Origin of the sequence: Caldovatus sediminis (assembly GCF_014644455.1) — a bacterium.
Taxonomy (GTDB): domain Bacteria; phylum Pseudomonadota; class Alphaproteobacteria; order Acetobacterales; family Acetobacteraceae; genus Caldovatus; species Caldovatus sediminis.
Map to the genome: position 1 here is coordinate 180,867 of NZ_BMKS01000001.1, position 18,013 is coordinate 198,879.

An 18,013-nucleotide genomic window follows, 5' to 3' on the forward strand; every position below is an offset into this window, starting at 1 on the left:
ACCGGCTGGCGCGGGGAACCCGCGAGGGTGCAAGGTCCTTCCGGCCGAGGGGAGGTCCCCCGGGAGAACTGGCACCATGAACGCCGTCGCGACCCCGATCCACAACCCGATCCTGCGCTACTGGCAGGGTCGGGGGCGTCTCGCGCCCCTCTATTGGGGCTGGGGCGTGGCCGGCAGCATCGTGCTCGCGATCCTGATCGCCGGGCCGCCGCTGGCGGGCCTCGCCGGCCTTCCCTGGGCGCTCGGGGGGATCGCCGTCGGCGCGGTCTACACGGTCTGGATCCTGGTCTCGATCTGGCGCTGCAGCGGGAACATCGACTCGCCCGCGCCGCTCGGCGTCCCGCGCGAGGCCTGGGGCATGCTGGCGCGCTGGCTCACCGTCGCCTGGGCGATCAACGCCGGCGGCATGGCGATCATGCTGCTGCAGAGCCTGATGTATCCGGCGCTCGCGCGCTGAGCGGGCGGCGCGCCGCCGGCCCCGGCCGCGCGCCGGATCAGCGCCGCGCCGGCGCCCCTTCCGTCCCGGCCCCGGCGGCCGGGGCCGGCAGCCACACCCGGAAGGTCGCCCCCTGCCCCTCCTCGCTCTCGATCAGCAACTGCCCGCGGTGGCGGTTGACGATGTGCTTGACGATGGCGAGGCCGAGCCCGGTGCCGCCGGCGGCGCGCGAGCGGCCGCGGTCCACGCGGTAGAAGCGCTCCGTCAGGCGCGGGATGTGCTCGCGCGGGATGCCGGGGCCGTCGTCGGTGACGCTGAGCAGCACGCCCGGGCGCGCCGCCGGCAGGCGCTGCGCCATGCCGGGCCCGGCGGGCGCGACGGCGAGCCGCACCGTGCCGCCCTCCCGCCCGTGCCGCACCGCGTTGTCGAGCAGGTTGCGCACCACCTGGGCGAGCTGCTCCGCGTCGGCCGGCTCGGCCACCGCCGCCCCCTCCGGCGCCAGGTCGAGGGCGAGGGTCACGCGCCGCGCGGCGAGGATCGGCGCCATCGCCTCGGCCTCGGCGCGCGCCAGGGCGGCGAGGTCCACCCGGCCCGAGGGCGGCGTGTGCTCGGTCAGCTCGATGCGGGTCAGGCCGAGCAGGTCGTCGATCAGCCGGCGCATGCGCTCCGCCTGCTCGGCCATGATGCCGAGGAAGCGCGCGCGCGCCTCCGGGTCGTCCCTGGCGGGACCGCGCAGCGTCTCGATGAAGCCGATCAGCGAGGCGAGCGGCGTGCGCAGCTCGTGCGAGGCGTTGGCGACGAAGTCGGCGCGCATGCGCTCGACCGCGCGCTCGCGCGTGCGGTCGGCGAGCACGACCAGCAGCCGCCCGCCGTCGGCGAGCGGCGGGTCGAGCGGGATCACCGTCGCCGCCAGCTCGCGCGCCACCGGCACGGCGAGGGTGAGGTCGGCGGCCTGCGCCTGCCCGGTCGCGGCGGCGCGGTCCACCGCCTCGGCCAGCGCGGGGTGGCGGAGCAGCGCCGCGGCGTCGCCCGCCGCCGGGCCGGCCGAGGGGATGCCGAACAGCGCCCGTGCGGCGGCGTTGGCGCGCAGCGGCACGAGCCGCCCGGCGCCGAGCACCAGCAGCGGGTCGGGCAGGGCCTCGAGGATGGCGGCGTCGGCACGGCGCATCGCCTCGAGCCGGGCGCAGCGTTCCTCGAGGCGCCGGGCGAGGCGCGCGGCGCCCTCGGCCACCTCGCTCACCGCCGGAACCAGCGGCGCGGCGATCTCGAGCGCGGAGGGCGGAGGCGCGCCCGTGGCGGCGGTGCTCTCTCGCGCTGCCGCGGCCTGGCGCAGCGCCGCGGCAAGGCGCAGCAGGTCGCGGAGCCAGAGCCAGGCGAGGAGGGCGGCGGCGAGCAGCGTCGCGGCGAGGGCCAGCAGACCCGGCCCCGGCGCGAGCCAGCCGCCGGCGAGCAGCAGCAGCAGGGCCGCCGACGGGACGCCGCCGACCAGCAGCGCCGCGCACAGCCAGCGTCCGGCGGGGGGCAGTGGCGGCGCGGTCGCGCGGTCGCCCATGGCGGCCGCAGCGTCCCGTTCGGGGCTGCTCAGCGTCGGGTGCGGCACGGCCGCGAGGGGCGCCGGCCGCGGCACGGCGCGGGGCGGGTCCGCGTCGCCGGCCGGCCGCGGTCCCGGTCCATCGGTGGCGCGCCCCGACCGGCTCAGATCCCCGCCGGACCGGGCGGGGCGGCGGATTCGACGAGCCGCGGCTCGCCCGAGCCGTCGAAGGTGAACACGGCGAGGCCGCGCGCCACCTGCCCGCCGGGCAGCAGCCGGATCGGACCGTCGGCGCCCAGGAACAGCTCGCCGTCGCCGAGCCGCGGCATCGCCCCTCGGCCGCCCCCGGCGGCCCGCGCGGCGATGCCGGCCGCGTCGTAGGCGACGGCCACGATGCGCGAGGGCTGCTCGTCGAAGGCGGCGAGGTAGCGCGCGACGAAGCCCGACCGCGCGGAGGGATCGGGCGCGGCGAACAGCGCACCCTCCATCGCCGGGTCGCGCGCCAGCGACTCGTCCTCGAGCCAGAGCGCGTGGCCGAGCAGGCGCGGGCGCGTCGCGAAGCCGCCGCTGGCGATCGCCGCGGCGGCCTGGCGTGCGCGCTCGCCGCTGCTGCCGATCAGCACCGCGTCGGGTCCGCCGACCGCCGCGGTGGCGTCGGCGAGCTGGCGCACCGCATGCGCCATGTCGCCGCGGGGCGCGTGCATCACGATCTGCGGCTGCGGCAGGTCGAGGTCGGCGGCCGCCTTGCGCGCGGCCTGGGCGAGCCGGCGGCCGAACGCGTCATCCGGCGCCAGCACCCCGATCCGGCGGGCGCCCGTGGCGGCCGCCACCTGCATCGCGCGTTCGACCTGCTGCTGCGGCGTGATGCCGAGCGTCCAGACGCCGCCGCCGGCCTGCGCCGCGTCGTTGGTGAGCGCGAGCATCGGCGCGCGGGCGGCGCGGGCGGCGCCGGCGGCGGCGGAGGTCTCGCTCGCCGTCAGCGGCCCGACGATGATGCGGGCGCCGTTGGAGACCGCCGTGCGGGCCGCGGCGGCGGCGCCGGAGGGGCTGCCGCCGGTGTCGAGCGGGACGAACTCCACAGTGCGGTCGCCCTGCTCGAACAGGGCGAGTTGGGCGGCGTTCAGCATCGCCCGGCCGAGTTGCGCATTGCCGCCGGAGAGCGGCAGGAGCAGCGCCACCTGGGTGCGCGGGACCTGGGCATAGGGATCGGGGCCGCGGAACGGGCCGCCGAAATAGCGCGGCGGGGCTTGCGGCGCGCAGGCCGCGAGGGCGACAACCAGCGCCAGCACGAGGGAGCGCGCCGCGCCGCCGGGAAGGCGCGCGGCGGGGAGGGCCGGGCGTGGCCGCAGCGGCAGCGGACGAACGAGGGAACGAAGAAGGCGGAGCGGACGGGGCATCGCGGCGGTCGCGGACAAACGGGCCTCCTCCGGGGTTGCTGACGCTCGTAGCCACACCGATCGGCAATCTCGGCGACCTCTCGCCCCGGGCGCTCGAGGCGATGCGGAGCGCCGACGCGGTGCTGTGCGAGGATACCAGGGTCACGGGCGCCCTGCTGGCAAGGCAGGGCGTGTCCGTTCCCCTCGTCCCCTTGCACGAACACAACGAGGCCGCGCAAGTGCCGCGGCTGCTCGAACGCCTCGCGGCGGGGGAGAAGCTCGCGCTCGCCTCGGACGCCGGGACGCCGCTGATGAGCGACCCGGGCTACCGGCTGGTGCGCGCGGCGATCGCGGCGGGGGTGCCGGTGACAGCGGTGCCGGGGCCGAACGCGGCGGTGATGGCGCTGACGCTTTCCGGCCTGCCGCCGCATCCCTTCCTGTTCGTCGGGTTCCTGCCGGTGCGGGGGGGGGCCCGCGCGGCCGAGCTCGGCCGGCTGCGGGCGGCGGAGCGGGCCGGCCTGCGCACGACGCTGGTGTTCTACGAGGCGCCGCATCGGCTGGACGAGTCGCTGGCGGCGATGGCGGAGACGCTGGGGGCGGACCGCCCGGCCGCGGTGGCGCGGGAGCTGACCAAGCGGTTCGAGGAGGTGCGGCGGGGCAGCCTGGCCGAGCTGGCCGCGTGGTATGCGCGGCATCCGGCGCGTGGCGAGGTGGTGGTGGTGGTCGGCCCGCCCGAGGCCGAGGCGCCGGCGGGCGAGGCGGATCTGGATGCGCGCCTGCGCGAGGCGCTGGCGGCGGGGATGAGCGTGCGGGACGCGGCGGCGGCGGTGGCGGCGGCGACGGGGGTGGCGCGGAAGCTCGCCTATGCGCGCGCGCTCGCGCTGAGCCGCGCGGGGCGGTGACGGCGCCCGCCGGGACGGTGGGGGCGGACGGCGCGGACCGGCGCTTCCGGGGGGCCGGATCCTCGCCAAATGGTGGAAAAAGCGCGGACACATACCCACTTCACGGAACCGTGATCGGCATGCGATGATCTTCGCCGTGCACTCGGGAGTTGGGCGATGAGCGCTTCCATCGCTTTGGGCAAGCGGCAGACGGAGCAGGTCGATCGGTCGGCGCTGCTGCTGATGCTGTCCTACATCGAGGCCGAGTGCCGCCGGATCGGCGCGACGGCCGCGGCCGATCACGCGGCGCTGGCGGCCGCGCTGGTACCCCCGGGCCACGGGATGCCCGCGGCGAGGGTCGCGCCAGCCGGGACCGGCGCATCGCGGCGCCGGAAGCGGGCCAGCCCCTTGCACTGAGCGCCGCCGGCGCCCGCCCGTGAGGTGGGCGCGAGGGCAGGCGCGAGGGCGGCGGCACGCCCTCAACCGTACGTTCGATCGCCCCCCGGCGCCTCGCCCGGCTGCGCGCGGCGGAGCTGGAACAGCGCCTGCTCGCCGAACAGGTTGGCGAGCCAGACGGAGCGGGTCCAGGGCGCCTTGAGGCCCCGCTCGTCCACCGCCAGCCAGCGCTCGACCACGTAGCCGTCGAGCCGGCAGAGTTCGAAGAAGTCGCGGATCGTGCAGGGGTGGATGTTGGGCGTCTCGTACCAGGGGCGGTCCCAGGTCTCGGTCTCCGGCATCCGCCCGCTGACGAGCAGGCGCCAGCGCACCTGCCAGTGGCCGAAATTCGGGAAGCTGACGACGGCGTGCCGGCCGATGCGGAGCATCTGCCGCAGCACCTCGCGCGGCCGCCCGACCGCCTGGAGAGTGCGGGAGAGGACGACGTAGTCGAAGGCGCCGTCGGGGTAGAAGGCGAGGTCGGTGTCGGCGTCGCCGTGGATCACCGCAAGCCCCGCGGCGACGGCGCGGGTGGCGAGCGCCATGTCGATCTCGATGCCGCGGGCGTCGGCGTTCTTCTCGCGCGTCAGGTGCTCGATCAGGGTGCCGTCGCCGCAGCCGATGTCGAGGACGCGGGCGCCGGGAGGGATCATCTCCGCGATCAGGCGGAGATCGAGGCGCATGTTCTTGGCGACGTAGCGGATGTCGGGGGGGGATTCGGGCATGGGGTCCTGCGCCGAAAGGGCGCGACTCGCGAAGTTTGAGGCCGGATAGCCTTGGGGGGTGGAGCGGGGCAAGCGCGCAGCGGCCGGGACGCGGGTGACGGGAGCCGGACAGCCCAGCGGAATTCGGTTCAAACCCGTTTCGTAACGGAAATTCCGGATCTAACTTGAAATAGTTGCCGCTATGGAGGGCCTGAATGAAAAGGGTGGCGGTGCTTGTATTCGCGGCTGTCCTGCCGGCTTGCGCCACGGTCGTGGAGGGCACCAGCGACACGGTGACCGTTTCGACCACTCCGGCAGGCGCAACCTGCACCATAGACCGCAATGGCGAACGCGTCGGCGCCGTCCCGATCACGCCCGGAAGTGTCCGGATCGACAAGAGCCGGCACGATCTGACCGTCACCTGCACGAAGGAAGGCTACCAGACCGCGTCAGTCACGACGTCGCCGACCTTCACCGGGACGACCTTCGGCAACATTCTTGTCGGTGGCCTCGTCGGCGTCGCCGTGGACATCGCGTCGGGCGCCAACAATCGCTATCCGTCGGAGGTACGGCTTGAGTTGGCGGAGAACCCGCGTCCCGCCGCGCCGCCTCCGCCTCTCGCAACGGAACCGGCAGAAAATGCGCCTGTCCGGCCGGTGGCGCATCGTCGCCTTCGCGGACCCGGCATCTGACGAGGTTGGTCCCGTGAACTCGCGCTGCGCTTCCCGCATGGCGCCTGTTCCCATGCCGAGCGCAATAGGCGCGATCGAGCGGGCGGGCCGCCCTTCGCCTCAGGGTCGGGACGCCCCTACACCCCCACCCTCTCCGCCGCCCCCCGCAGGAACCCCCCCAGCGCCCGGTGGAAGTCCGGCTCGTCGAGCAGGAAGGCGTCGTGCCCCTTGTCCGAGGTGATCTCGACGAAGCTCACATTCGCCGCCGCCGCGTTCAGCGCCCGCACCAGCGCCCGGCTCTCGCTCGTCGGGAACAGCCAGTCGGAGGAGAAGCTCGCGACGAAGAACCGCGTCCGCGTGCCGCGGAAGGCGTTCGCCAGCTCCCCGCCGTGCTCCGCGGCGAGGTCGAAATAGTCCATCGCCCGCGTGATCGTCAGGTAGCTGTTCGCGTCGAAGCGGCGCACGAAGGTCGAGCCCTGGTGGCGCAGGTAGCTCTCCACCTCGAACACGTCCTCGAGGAAGGTCAGCGCGCTCGCCCCGCGCAGGCGGCGGCCGAACTTCCGCGTCAGCGCCTGCTCCGAGAGGTAGGTGATGTGCGCCACCATTCGCGCCACCGAAAGGCCCTGGGCGGGGACGCGCCCGGTCTCCCAGTAGCGCCCGCCGGCCCAGTCGGGGTCGGCGTGGATCGCCGCGCGCCCCACCTCGTGGAAGGCGATGTTCTGCGCCGAATGGTGCGCGGCGGTCGCGATCGGCGCGGCGGCGAAGACCGCGTCCGGATACTCCGCCGCCCACTCCAGCACCTGCATCCCGCCCATCGAGCCGCCGACGACGCAGAGCAGCCGCGCGATGCCGAGGTGGTCCACCAGCCGCTTCTGCGCCCGCACCATGTCGCGGATGGTGACGAGGGGGAAATCCGTCCCCCAGGGCCGGCCGAGGCCGCGCCCCTCGGCGTCCGTCATCTCCTCGCGCGGCCCGGTCGAGCCCATGCAGCCGCCGAGGACGTTGGCGCAGACGACGAAGAAGCGGTCCGTGTCGATCGGCCGGCCGGGGCCCACCACGCTCTCCCACCAGCCCGGGCGGCCGGTGACCGGGTGGGTCTCGGCCACGTACTGGTCGCCGGTCAGGGCGTGGCAGACCAGCACGGCGTTGCTGCGGTCCGCGTTCAGCGTGCCGTAGGTGCGGTAGGCGACGACCAGCGGCCGCACCACCGCCCCGCAGTCGAGCGCCAGCCCGTCGGGGAAGACGACGCGCTGGTGGTCCACCACCGGGAAGGGGGCGACGGCCTGGCTCATGGCGGGGCGCAGCATTAGGGTGTGCCCCGCGGGGCGGCAAGGAAGCCGGCCCCCCCCGCGGCCGCCCCCTCCCCGGGCCGGCTTGGCGGGCGGCGCGGCGGCGTCTATTGCTGCGCGCCCATTCCGCGCGCGCGATGTCACAGAGCCAAGCACCCCAGACCCCCAGGGCCCCCGCCGGAGCGGCACCGGCCGCGGCCGCCTCGCCGGAGCCGCCGCCCTTCGATCTCGCCGCCTTCCGCGCCGAGCTCGACCGGCTCGACGACGCCCTGCACGACCTGCTGATGCGGCGCTTCGCGCTGGTCGAGCGGATGGCGGGCAGCGGCACCAAGGGCAACGGCCCCGCGCTGCGACCGGGGCGCGAGGCGCAGATCCTGCGCCGCCTGCTCGCGCGCCACGCGGGACCGATGCCGGCCGCCGCGCTGGTGCGTCTCTGGCGCGAGATCCTCGCCGCCTCCACGGCCCTGCAGGGCCCCTTCTCGGTCGCCGTCTTCGCGCCCTCCGCGGGCTCGGGCCATGCGCGGCTGGCGCGCGAGCATTTCGGCGCCGCGACGCCGATCCGCACCCTGCCGACGCCGGCGCGCGCCCTCGCCGCGATCGCCGCCGGCGAGGCCTCGGTCGCCGTGCTGCCGGCGCCGGAGGAGGAGGACACGCCCGAGGCCGCCTGGTGGACCAAGCTCGATTCGCCGCGCATCCAGGTCGTCGCGCGCCTGCCCTTCTTCCGCCCGCGCTTCGTCGAGGGCGATCCGGAGGCGCTGGTCCTCTCCGTCGTGCCGGCCGACCCCACCGGGCGCGACCGCACCCTGATCCGCCTGGAGGTCGAGGCGGGGCAGAGCCGCGCGCGCCTCTCCGCCGCGCTCGCCGCCGCGGGGCTCGCGCCGCGGAGCCTGATGCTGCAGCGCCACGACGCGGCGACGCTGGCCCTGGCCGAGGTGGAGGGCTACCTCGCCGGCGATGCCGCCGCCGCGGCGCAGCTCGAGTCGCTGCCCTTCGCCCGCGCGCAGATCCTCGGCGCCTACGCGGTGCCCGAGACCGGAGAGTGACGCGATGGCCGCGCCAAAGCCCCGCCCCTCGATCCTCGCCGTCGAGCCCTATGTGGGGGGCGAATCGAAGATCCCGGGCGTCAACCGGATCGTGAAGCTCTCCTCCAACGAGGGCGCCTTCGGCACGCCGCCCGGCGCGGCGGCCGCGATCGCGGCGATGGCGCAGGAGGCCCACCGCTACCCGGACGGCGGCGCGCAGGCGCTGCGCGCGGCGATCGGGGCGCGCTTCGGCCTCGATCCGGCGCGCATCGTGGTGGGCAACGGCTCGGACGAGCTGCTGGCGCTGCTCATCCTCGCCTATGGCGGCGAGGGGACGGAGCTGGTGATGTCCGCCCACGGCTTCCTGATGTACGAGATCGCCGGCACCTGGGCCGGCTGCCGCGTGATCAAGGTGCCGGAGCGGAACCTGACGGCGGACGTGGACGGCCTCCTCGCCGCGGTCGGGCCGCGCACGCGCATCGTGATGCTCGCCAACCCGAACAACCCGACCGGGAGCCTGCTGCCGGCCCCCGAGGTGGCGCGGCTGCGCGCGGGGCTGCGCGAGGACGTGCTGCTGGTGCTGGACGCCGCCTACGCGGAGTACGTGACGCGGCCGGACTACGATCCGGGCGCGGCGCTGGTGGACGCGTCCCCGGCCGGCAACGTCGTGATGACGCGCACCTTCAGCAAGGTGTTCGGGCTGGGGGGCATGCGGCTCGGCTGGGCCTATGCGCAGCCGCCGGTGGTGGACGTGCTGAACCGCGTGCGCGGCCCCTTCAACGTGAACGCCGCGGCGATGGCGGCGGGCATCGCCGCGCTCGCCGAGCCCGGCTGGGTGGAACGCAGCGTCGCGCACAACACCGAATGGCGCGCGCGGCTGGCCGAGGGCCTGCGCGCGGCGGGCATCACGGTCTGGCCGAGCGAGGGCAATTTCGTGCTGGCGGATTTCGGCGCGCCGGCGCGCGCGAGGGCCGCCGACGAGGCGCTGCGCGCGCGCGGCCTGATCGTCCGCGCGATGGGCGCCTACGGCCTGCCCGGGTGCCTGCGCATCACCGTCGGCACCGGCGAGGAGTGCACGATGGTGATCGAGGCGCTGGCCGCGTTCATGCGGGCGGGGCCCGCGCACGGCCGTGGCTGAGCCGCTGTTCGAGCGCCTGTGCCTGATCGGCGTCGGGCTGATCGGCAGCTCCATCGCGCGCGTCGCGCGCGCGCGCGGCGACATCGCGCGGGCCGTGGTGGCGAACGCGAAGACGCCGGCGACGCTCCAGCGGGTGCGGGAGCTCGGCATCGCCGACGAGGTGGAGGCCGATCCGGCGCGCGCCGTGCGCGGGGCGGACGGCGTGATCCTCTGCGTGCCGGTCGGGGCCTACGCGCCGGTGATGGAGGCGATCGCGCCGCACCTCGCGCCCGGCTGCGTGCTTTCGGATGTCGGCTCGACCAAGGGGAGCGTGCTGCGCGACCTGCTGCCGCTCACCCCCTCCACCGTGCAGCTCGTGCCGGCGCATCCGCTGGCCGGCACCGAGCACTCCGGCCCCGACGCCGGCTTCGCCGAGCTGTTCCAGGGCCGCTACTGCATCCTGACGCCGCCGCCCGGCGCCGACCCGGTGGCGGTGGAGAGGATCGCCGAGCTCTGGCGCCGCTGCGGCAGCATGGTCGAGACCATGGACGCCGCGACGCACGACAAGGTGCTGGCGATCGTCTCCCACCTGCCGCACCTGATCGCCTTCACCATCTGCGGCACCGCCGACGACCTGGCGCAGGAGACGCGCGAGGCGGTGCTGAAGTACGCCGCCTCCGGCTTCCGCGACTTCACGCGCATCGCGGCCTCCGACGTGGACATGTGGCGCGACATCTTCCTCAACAACCGCGAGGCGGTGCTGGAGATGCTGGCGCGCTTCACCGAGGACGCGCAGGCGCTCGGCCGCGCGATCCGCTGGGGGCAGGCCGCGTTCATCGAGGACCGGATCGCGCGCGGGCGGAAGATCCGGCGGGGGCTGATCGAGCGCAAGCAGGCGTGAGGGCGCGGGGTGGTACCCGGCCGCGCCTGGGGATGCGGCGCCGGGCGGGTCGGACGGCGCCATCCCGGGCTTCGCGGCCGCCCGCGGATGCGAACGCGGACGGCGCGGGTTCGGCTGCCCTGGAGGCGTTCCCTTGTTCCAGGGGAGGCGATCGCCTCGCGAGCGGGCGGCGCAGGAGAAGCGTCGCAGCCGGGACACCGCCGCGACGCGCGAGGCGATCGCAGGGTGGGGGTCGCACCCGGCACCGGGCACCCCATCTGTCCGGACTGAACCCGAGGAGCGCCGCGAATGACCCAAGGCGGACACGACACAGGCGGCGCGGCGACGGACATCGGGCCGGCGCTGCGGCAGGTCATCGACAGGGTCGCCGAGGCCATCGCCCGGCGCGGCTGGGCCGTGGTGGCGGTCGGCGCCGAGGGAGAACGCCCGCCCTTCGCCTACACCGTCGGGCTCGAGACGGGCTTCGACCATCCGGAGGTCGTGCTGGTCGGCAACTTCTCCCAGCGCATCGTGCAGGGCGTGCTCGGCGCGGCCGGGGAGCGCGTCAAGGCGGGGGCGCGCTTCGAGCCCGGCGAGCGCGTCTCCGAGGTGGTCCCGCGCCTCGCGGTGGCGTTCGACGCGGTGCGCGCCGACGCCGCCCAGGAGCACCTGCAGATCGCCGACCTCGTGCAGGGCGACCGCCTCGATCGCGCGGTCCGCGCGGTGCAGGTGTTCCTGCCCGACGCCGCCGGCCGCTTCCCCTGGGACCGCGGATGCGACGCCCGGATGGCGCACAGCCAGACCGGGCTCGGCCTCGGGCCGCCCCGGCGGCCGCGCGGCGGCGCCATCCGCCGGGCCTGACGCTCCCGAACGGCCCTCCCCTGCGCGTCGGGCTTCGGGCCGATGCGGCGCGCTACGAGACCCGCCGCGCGGTCCCGCGCGATCGCCTGCTCGACCAGCCGCCGGTCGCGCGCCCCCATGCGCCGGTTGCGCACGACCACCAGCGCCCAGAGGACCGCAACCGCCCAGGTCATCGCCCCCGGCACGAAGGGCAGCATCAGCAGCACCAGCCCCGCCAGCCAGAGGAGGCCGTTGAACGCCGCCTGGACCGGACGGCCCGCGAGCAGGATCGCCAGCGGCGGGACCAGGACGGCGAGGAGGTACATCATCACGGCCTCCTCAACCGCGCGCGGCGCCGCGCCTTCCCGCGCTCAGAACCCCTCCAGCACCACCTTGCCGATCATCCGCCCGCTCTCGACCATCGCATGCGCCCGGACCAGGCGCTCGGCGTCGATGCGGCCCAGATGCGCGGTCACCGTGGTGCGGATCGCGCCGGTGTCGACGAGGTGCGCCACCTCGTCGAGCAGGCGGTGCTGCTGGATCATGTCGGGCGTCTGGTGGACGGGGCGCGCGAACATCGCCTCCCACGCCAGGAACGCCGCCTTGGGCTTGAGGCGCGACACCTCCGCCGCGCCGAGGTCGTCGATCACGCAGATGCCGCCCTGCGGGGCGAGCAGCTCGCACAGCGCGTTCCAGTGCCGCTCCGTCTGCGTCACCGCGAAGACGTAGGGGATCGGCACGCCGAGCGCCTTCGCCTGCTTCGCGAGATCCTGGGAGTGGTCGAGCACGACGTGCGCCCCCATGCGCTCGCACCAGGCCCGGCTCTCGGGGCGCGAGGCGGTGGCGATCACCTTCAGGCCCGTCAGCCGCCGCGCGAGCTGGATCGCGATCGAGCCCACCCCGCCGGCGCCGCCGGTGATGAGCAGGGCGCCGCCCTCCGCCGGCTTGCCGCGCGGGATGCGCAGCCGGTCGAACAGCGCCTCCCAGGCGGTGATCGCGGTCAGCGGCAGCGCCGCGGCCTCGGCGAAGGAGAGCGTCCGCGGCTTGTGGCCGACGATCCGCTCGTCCACCAGATGGAGCTCGGCATTGGTGCCGGGGCGCGCGATCGAGCCGGCGTAGAACACCTCCGCGCCGAGCGGGAACAGCACCGACTCCGGCCCCTTGGCGCGCACGACGCCGGCGGCGTCGAAGCCGAGCACGCGCGGCTCGCCGGCGGGATCCGCGGTGCGGCGGAGCCTGGTGTCCACCGGATTGACGCTGACCGCGCGCACCTCGACCAGCAGGTCGCGTCCCTTCGGCGCGGGCGGGTCGGGCAGGGTGAGGTCGAGCAGCGCCTCGTCGTGATCGACCGGATGGCAATGGGTGTAGCCGACGGCCTTCATGGGGCGTCCTCCCTGATCGCCATCGCAGGAGATGGCGTCGCGCCGGCGCGCGTGTAGGGCGGTCGGGGGGCGGCTTGCCGGCGACCGTTCCGCGCTGCAGCATGGCGCGGCATGGCGGCGAGGACGGCGCGGCGTCTCATCCTGGTGGTCGGCAGCGGCGCCTTCGCCGGCGCGCTCGCGACCCGCGTGACCGATCCGCTGGTCGGCGTGATCGCGCTCGACCTCGGCGTGCCGGTGGCGACCGCGGCCCTGCTCGCCACCGCCTACGCCCTGCCGCTCGCCGGCGTGCAGCCCGTGCTCGGGCCGCTCGCCGACAGCCTCGGCAAGCGGCGGGTGATGGCGGCGGGGCTGGTGGTGATGGCGCTGGCGCTCGCCGCCTGCGCCCTGGCGCCGGGGTTCGGCGCGCTGTTCGCGGCGCGCATGCTGGCCGGGGCGGCCTCGGGCGCGACCATGCCGCTCGCCATGGCGCTGATCGGCGACACGGTGCGCCTCGAGGAGCGCCAGGTGGCGCTGAGCCGCCTCCTGCTCTTCGCCATCACCGGCCAGGTGGCGGGCGGGGCGGTCGCGGGGGTGCTGGAGGCGTATGTCGGCTGGCGCGGGGTCATGGCGCTCTGCGCCGCGGTGGCCCTTCTCGCCGCTCTCGTGGTGCGCGCGACACCGCTGCCTGGCGTGCCGGAGGCGGCGGGGCGGTTCGACCTCGCCGAGGCGCTCGCCCGCTACCGGGCGATCCTCTCGAACCGCGCGGCGCTCGAGCTTTACGGCGCGGTGTGCGTCGAGGGGGCGGTGGTGTTCGGGAGCTTCCCCTTCTTCGCCGCCCTCCTCGCCGCGCAGGGCCTGGGCGGGGCGGCCGAGGCAGGCTTCGCGATCGGCGCCTTCGGGGCCGGGGGCTTCGTCTATGCGGCGCTGGCGCGGCCGCTGCTGGCCCGGTTCGGACAGGCCTGGGTGGTGCGGGCCGGGGGGGCGCTCGGGGCGGCGGCGCTGCTCGGCCTGGCCGCGGCGCCGGTCTGGTGGGGGTTCGCGGCGGCGGCGCTCGCCCTCGGGGTCGGCTTTTACATGGTCCACGGCTCCATCCAGGCGCGGGTGACGGAGGTGGCGCCGACGGCGCGGGCCTCGGCGATGGCGCTGCACGCCTGCGGCTTCTTCATCGGGCAGTCGCTCGGGCCGGTGCTGTTCGGCGCCGGGCTGTCGCTCTGGGGGACGGGGGCGACCCTGGCCGCCTTCGCGGCGGTGCTGGCGGGCCTCGCCCTGGGGCTGGGGCGACGCTCGCGTTGAGACGGGCGGCGTGGGCTGAGAACATTCGCCTCGGCTGGCCCGATTCGGTCCGGTCGTTCTCGAACGAAGAACGAACAAGCCTGCCGGGCGCCTCCGTTAATGCCGCGTGGATTCAACCGTCTGATCCGAGTCGCGCGAACGAATCGCTGACTCGCCCTCGGCGTCCACCGCGCGTTCTCGGATCACAACATCTTGCGGGTCGCGCGTCGCCCGAACCACAAGCGTCTTCGCGTCCGCGGCCCATGTGCCGCCCCGCCCGGGACGGGTCAGAAGTCGCTGACCCGACCCTTGCGCTCCCAGTCGCCGTAGCGGGTCGGTTCGGGGCCACTCGGGCCGCCGATCTCCTTCGTCATCCGGGGCGGTCGGGGCGGCTCCGGGTCGCCCGCCGGGGGGCGCTGCGGGTCGCCGGGCAGCGGCGGCTCCGGGCCGTCCGGGTCCTGCACCGGCACCTCCGGCAGGTCCGGCGCGGGCGGCGGGGTGGGCTGGCCCGGGGGCATCGGCCCGGGCGGCGGCTCGGGGTGCGGCGGCGTCGGCGCCTGCCCGGTCGGGGAGGGGCGAGGCGCGGCGGGAGCCGGCCCCCTCTGGTCGAGCGTGCTCATGCGCATCATCTGGGATGTCTCCCCGGGTTGGACACCCGCCGCGGCGGGAGCCGCCGGCCCGCGGGCCCCACCACGGACGGATCGGAACACGGGCATCATGCGGGGATATCTGCGCACGGCGGTGCTGCTGGCGGGGCTGACCGCGCTCTTCGTCGGCATCGGCTACCTCATCGGCGGGCAGCAAGGGATGCTGATCGCCTTCGCCTTCGCCGCCGCGACCAACCTCTTCGCCTGGTGGAACAGCGACCGTGTCGTGCTGGCCATGCACCACGCGCAGCCGATCGGGCCGGAGGACGCGCCGCGCCTCTACCAGATGGTGCGGCAGCTCGCCGCCAACGCCGGGCTGCCGATGCCCGCGCTCTACGTCATCCACGAGCAGCAGCCCAACGCCTTCGCCACCGGGCGTAGCCCGGAGCGCGGCGCGGTGGCGATCACCACCGGCCTCCTCGAGATGCTGGACGAGGACGAGGTGGCGGGCGTGATCGCGCACGAGCTGGCGCACATCAGGAACCGCGACACGCTGATCATGACCGTCACCGCCACCATCGCCGGCGCGATCGGCATGCTGGCGCAGTTCGGCTTCCTGTTCGGCGGCCGGGACAACGGGCGCCAGAATCCCTTCGGCCCGATCGGGCTGCTGCTGCTGCTGGTGGTCGCGCCGCTGGCGGCGATGATCGTGCAGTTCGCGATCAGCCGCTCGCGCGAGTACGAGGCCGACCGCGGCGGCGCGGAGATCAGCGGCATGCCGCGCGCGCTGGCGAGCGCGCTGATGAAGCTCGAGCACTACAAGCAGGGCCTCGTGAACCAGACCGCGGAGGCGAATCCGGCGACCGCGCACCTGTTCATCGTCAACCCCCTCTCCGGCGAACGGATGGATAACCTGTTCTCGACCCATCCGAGCACCGAGAACCGGATCAGCGCGCTCGAGGCCCTCGCGCGGGAGATGGAGGCGGCGAGGGGCGCGCCGGCGGCGTGGAGGGGCGGCTCCGCCAGGTCCCCGCAGGGGCCTTGGGGCGGCGCCGCCGGGCGCGGCCGCACCGGCGGCGGCTGGCGCAATCCCTGGGGCTGACGGCTGGACGATCGGCCCCGCCTGTGCTGCATCCCGCGGCGGCCCTCATGGATCCGGGAGGAACCGCCGATGGCAACGCCCTGTTCGGCGCCGACGCGCCGCCACGCCCTGATCGGCCTCGCCGCCGCCGGCATCGCCGGCCCGGCGGCGCCGGCGCGGGCACAGGGGGCGCGCGGCGCCGCGGCCGCCTCCTGGCCGGAGCGGCCGGTGCGGGTGATCGTGCCCTATCCCGGCGGCTCGACGCCCGACATCGCGGCGCGCGCCGTGGCCCAGCACTACCAGCAGGTGTTCGGCCAGCCCTTCGTGCCGGACAACCGTGCGGGGGGCGGCGGCACGATCGGCACCGACGCGATCGCCAAGGCGACCGACGGGCACACCATCGGCGTCTCGATCGGCGGACCGGCCAGCACGGCGAAGATCCTCAATCCCGCGCTGCCCTACGACCCGGCGACCGACCTGGTGCCGGTCTCGCTGCTCACGCGCCTGCCCTTCGTGCTCGTCGTGCACCCCTCGGTGCCGGCGCGCAGCGTCGCTGAGCTGGTGGCGCACGCGAAGGCGAACCCCGGCGCGCTGAACTACGGCTCGGTCGGCGCGGGGACGCTCGGACACCTGCTGATGGCGGAGCTGGCGGCGCGCCACGGGCTCGAGATGACGCACGTGCCCTACCGCTCGGTGCCGCAGGCGGTGACGGAGCTGGTCGCCGGGCGCATCCAGGCGATGTTCGCCGCCTCCGGCGCGGTGCTCGGCCAGGTGCGGGAGGGAGCGGTGCGCGGCCTCGCGGTCAGCACCGACGCGCGCTTCGCGCCGGTGCCCGACCTGCCGACGCTGCGCGAGGCGGGCGAGCCGGGCGAGGGCGCCTACGGCTGGATCGGCCTGTTCGCCCCGCCAGGGACGCCGGAGGAGCGGGTCTCCCGCCTCTCGGCAGAGGCCGGCAAGGCGCTCGACTCGCCGCCGACGCGGCGGGCACTGGAGGCGGCGGGATTCGAGGTCGTGGGCAGCGACGCGGCCACGCTGCGCGCGCTGGTCGCGGCGGAGATCGGCCGCTGGGGACCGCTGATCGAGCGCCTGGGCATCCGGCCAGAGAGCTGAGCCGGGCGCGGCGCGCGGGCACGCCGGATCGGGGGGCGGCGGCGCGTTCCCGCCCCCGGCCGGGCGGCTCCGGCGCTTGGGTTCCCCCCGGAATCGGTGCATTGGAGGCGGACGGAAGGGCGGAGGGGCGACCGGCGCCCGGCTTCGACCCGGAGCGCCACGGCGCGGGAGGGAGAGGAAACGCATGCAGATCGGATTCAACCTGCCCAACAGCGGGCCGATGGCGGAGCCGGAGACGATGGCCCGCGTCGCCCGGCTCGGCGAGGAGCTGGGCTTCCACTACCTGACGCTCACCGACCACATCGCCCTGCCGGACACCAGCGTGCCGGGCTATCCCTATTCCGAGTCGGGCGCGTTCTACTCGCCCGATCCAGGCCGTCGCTTCGAGATGCTGACCGCCGCCGCCTGGGTCGCGGCGAAGACGGAGCGCATCCGGCTCGTGCTCGCCGTGCTGGTGGTGCCGCACCGGCCGGCGGTGCTGGCGGCGAAGATGCTGGGCACGCTCGACGTGCTCTCCGGCGGGCGGCTCACGGTCGGCATCGGCGCGGGGTGGCTGCGGGCCGAGTTCGACGCCGTGGTGACGACGCCCTTCGCCGAGCGCGGCGCCGTCACCGACGAATACGTCGACGCCTTCCGCCGGCTGTGGACCGAGGACAAGCCGCACATCGCCGGGAGGTACGTGCGCTACGACGGGCTGGTGATGGAGCCGAGGCCGGTGCAGAGGCCGCACCCGCCGATCTGGGTCGGCGGCGAGAGCGGGCCCTCGATGCGCCGCGCCGCGCGCGTCGGCGACGCCTGGTATCCGATCGGCAGCAACAACGCGCACCTGCTCGACACCCTGCCGCGGCTGGAGGCGGGGATCGCGAAGCTGCGCAGGCTGACCGAGGCCGCGGGGCGCGACCCGGAGCGGATCGGCGTGGCCTATCGCGTCAAGCGCCACGGCCACGAGGCGCCGCCGGCGAGCGACGGCCACCGCCGGCTGTTCACCAACGGCGTCGCGAACGTCATCGCCGACATCAAGGCGCTGCGCGCGCTCGGCGTGACCGCGATCGACTTCGACTTCGAGGGGCGCGACGCCGAGAAGTCCATGGCCGACATGCGCCGCTTCCGCGCCGAGGTGATGGACCGGATCTGAGCGGCGGCAGGGGCGCGGGCGCGGCGGTCGGGCCGGCATGAGGCGCCGAGACGGAAGGCGCGGCTGCGCGGCCGGGCGGACGGAGGGCCGCGCGGACGCTTCCGCCGCCGGCTTCGGGGGCTGCGCGGGCGGCCGCTTCGCCTTGTGGTAGAGGGGCGGGATGGCCTCCCGTCCCGCCGCTGCCCGCCATGCCGCGCCCGCCGCCGCCCGCGCCGGTCCGACGGGGGGTGGCCGAGGCGGCGGCGGATGGCGCAGCGGGCGCGCGCGGCCGGCGGCGCGGGGAGC

At 75.6% G+C, this 18,013-nt stretch carries 18 protein-coding genes; 12 read left to right on the top strand and 6 right to left on the bottom strand.

Features of this window, described 5'->3' with window-relative positions:
- Nucleotides 1-76 precede the first annotated feature (76 nt).
- On the top strand, nt 77-457 hold the full coding sequence (locus tag IEX99_RS00805; protein ID WP_188897456.1) for a hypothetical protein: 381 nt from the start codon (nt 77-79) through the stop codon (nt 455-457).
- 37 nt (nt 458-494) lie between these two features.
- Here the strand turns inward: IEX99_RS00805 and IEX99_RS00810 are convergent, their stop codons facing one another.
- Nucleotides 495-1,988 carry a sensor histidine kinase gene (locus IEX99_RS00810; RefSeq protein ID WP_188897458.1) on the bottom strand — a complete coding sequence of 498 codons (1,494 nt, stop codon included), beginning with the start codon at nt 1,986-1,988 and terminating at the stop codon, nt 495-497.
- A gap of 143 nt (nt 1,989-2,131) precedes the next feature.
- On the bottom strand, nt 2,132-3,256 hold the full coding sequence (locus IEX99_RS00815; RefSeq protein ID WP_188897460.1) for a penicillin-binding protein activator: 1,125 nt from the start codon (nt 3,254-3,256) through the stop codon (nt 2,132-2,134).
- Nucleotides 3,257-3,399: 143 nt separating this feature from the next.
- Here IEX99_RS00815 and rsmI point away from each other — a divergent pair, with 143 nt between their 5' ends.
- Both rsmI and IEX99_RS00825 read left to right on the top strand, forming a co-directional pair.
- On the top strand, nt 3,400-4,245 hold the full coding sequence (rsmI, locus tag IEX99_RS00820; RefSeq protein ID WP_229677722.1) for a 16S rRNA (cytidine(1402)-2'-O)-methyltransferase: 846 nt from the start codon (nt 3,400-3,402) through the stop codon (nt 4,243-4,245).
- Nucleotides 4,246-4,401: 156 nt separating this feature from the next.
- Nucleotides 4,402-4,641, top strand: a complete 240-nt coding sequence (locus tag IEX99_RS00825) for a hypothetical protein (protein WP_188897464.1) — start codon at nt 4,402-4,404, stop codon at nt 4,639-4,641.
- A 62-nt stretch (nt 4,642-4,703) separates the two neighbouring features.
- On the opposite strand, the gene metW is transcribed toward IEX99_RS00825, so the two are convergent.
- Nucleotides 4,704-5,342, bottom strand: a complete 639-nt coding sequence (gene metW / locus IEX99_RS00830) for a methionine biosynthesis protein MetW (RefSeq protein ID WP_188898232.1) — start codon at nt 5,340-5,342, stop codon at nt 4,704-4,706.
- Nucleotides 5,343-5,578: 236 nt separating this feature from the next.
- Here metW and IEX99_RS00835 point away from each other — a divergent pair, with 236 nt between their 5' ends.
- A complete protein-coding gene (locus IEX99_RS00835) occupies nt 5,579-6,055 on the top strand; it encodes a PEGA domain-containing protein (protein ID WP_188897465.1) in 477 nt (158 codons plus the stop codon).
- 116 nt (nt 6,056-6,171) lie between these two features.
- Here IEX99_RS00835 and metX read toward each other — a convergent pair whose 3' ends face one another.
- A complete protein-coding gene (metX, locus tag IEX99_RS00840; RefSeq protein ID WP_188897467.1) occupies nt 6,172-7,326 on the bottom strand; it encodes a homoserine O-acetyltransferase MetX in 1,155 nt (384 codons plus the stop codon).
- Between the two features lie 134 nt (nt 7,327-7,460).
- On the opposite strand from metX, the gene IEX99_RS00845 reads away from it, so the two are divergent.
- The 4 genes from IEX99_RS00845 (at nt 7,461) to IEX99_RS00860 (ending at nt 11,203) form a co-directional block, all read left to right on the top strand.
- Nucleotides 7,461-8,366 (top strand): chorismate mutase, encoded by a 906-nt coding sequence (locus IEX99_RS00845; protein ID WP_188897469.1) that lies wholly within the window; start codon nt 7,461-7,463, stop codon nt 8,364-8,366.
- Between the two features lie 4 nt (nt 8,367-8,370).
- Nucleotides 8,371-9,483, top strand: coding sequence for a histidinol-phosphate transaminase (gene hisC / locus IEX99_RS00850; protein ID WP_188897471.1), 1,113 nt, complete (start codon nt 8,371-8,373; stop codon nt 9,481-9,483).
- Nucleotides 9,476-10,363 carry a prephenate/arogenate dehydrogenase family protein gene (locus tag IEX99_RS00855; protein ID WP_188897473.1) on the top strand — a complete coding sequence of 296 codons (888 nt, stop codon included), beginning with the start codon at nt 9,476-9,478 and terminating at the stop codon, nt 10,361-10,363. Before hisC ends, IEX99_RS00855 begins: the two co-directional genes overlap by 8 nt.
- A gap of 288 nt (nt 10,364-10,651) precedes the next feature.
- Complete coding sequence (locus IEX99_RS00860; RefSeq protein WP_188897475.1) at nt 10,652-11,203, top strand: DUF4262 domain-containing protein; 552 nt, start codon at nt 10,652-10,654, stop codon at nt 11,201-11,203.
- A gap of 350 nt (nt 11,204-11,553) precedes the next feature.
- Here the strand turns inward: IEX99_RS00860 and IEX99_RS00865 are convergent, their stop codons facing one another.
- On the bottom strand, nt 11,554-12,564 hold the full coding sequence (locus tag IEX99_RS00865; protein WP_188897477.1) for a zinc-binding alcohol dehydrogenase family protein: 1,011 nt from the start codon (nt 12,562-12,564) through the stop codon (nt 11,554-11,556).
- A gap of 111 nt (nt 12,565-12,675) precedes the next feature.
- Between IEX99_RS00865 and IEX99_RS00870 the strand changes: the two genes are divergently transcribed.
- Nucleotides 12,676-13,836, top strand: coding sequence for an MFS transporter (locus IEX99_RS00870; protein WP_188897480.1), 1,161 nt, complete (start codon nt 12,676-12,678; stop codon nt 13,834-13,836).
- Nucleotides 13,837-14,102: 266 nt separating this feature from the next.
- Here the strand turns inward: IEX99_RS00870 and IEX99_RS00875 are convergent, their stop codons facing one another.
- Nucleotides 14,103-14,444 (bottom strand): succinate dehydrogenase assembly factor 4, encoded by a 342-nt coding sequence (locus IEX99_RS00875; protein WP_188897482.1) that lies wholly within the window; start codon nt 14,442-14,444, stop codon nt 14,103-14,105.
- Between the two features lie 88 nt (nt 14,445-14,532).
- On the opposite strand from IEX99_RS00875, the gene htpX reads away from it, so the two are divergent.
- The 3 genes from htpX (at nt 14,533) to IEX99_RS00890 (ending at nt 17,728) form a co-directional block, all read left to right on the top strand.
- On the top strand, nt 14,533-15,504 hold the full coding sequence (gene htpX, locus IEX99_RS00880; RefSeq protein ID WP_188897484.1) for a zinc metalloprotease HtpX: 972 nt from the start codon (nt 14,533-14,535) through the stop codon (nt 15,502-15,504).
- Between the two features lie 69 nt (nt 15,505-15,573).
- Nucleotides 15,574-16,593, top strand: coding sequence for a Bug family tripartite tricarboxylate transporter substrate binding protein (locus tag IEX99_RS00885; protein WP_188897486.1), 1,020 nt, complete (start codon nt 15,574-15,576; stop codon nt 16,591-16,593).
- Nucleotides 16,594-16,777: 184 nt separating this feature from the next.
- Complete coding sequence (locus IEX99_RS00890; protein WP_188897488.1) at nt 16,778-17,728, top strand: TIGR03619 family F420-dependent LLM class oxidoreductase; 951 nt, start codon at nt 16,778-16,780, stop codon at nt 17,726-17,728.
- Nucleotides 17,729-18,013: the final 285 nt, after the last annotated feature.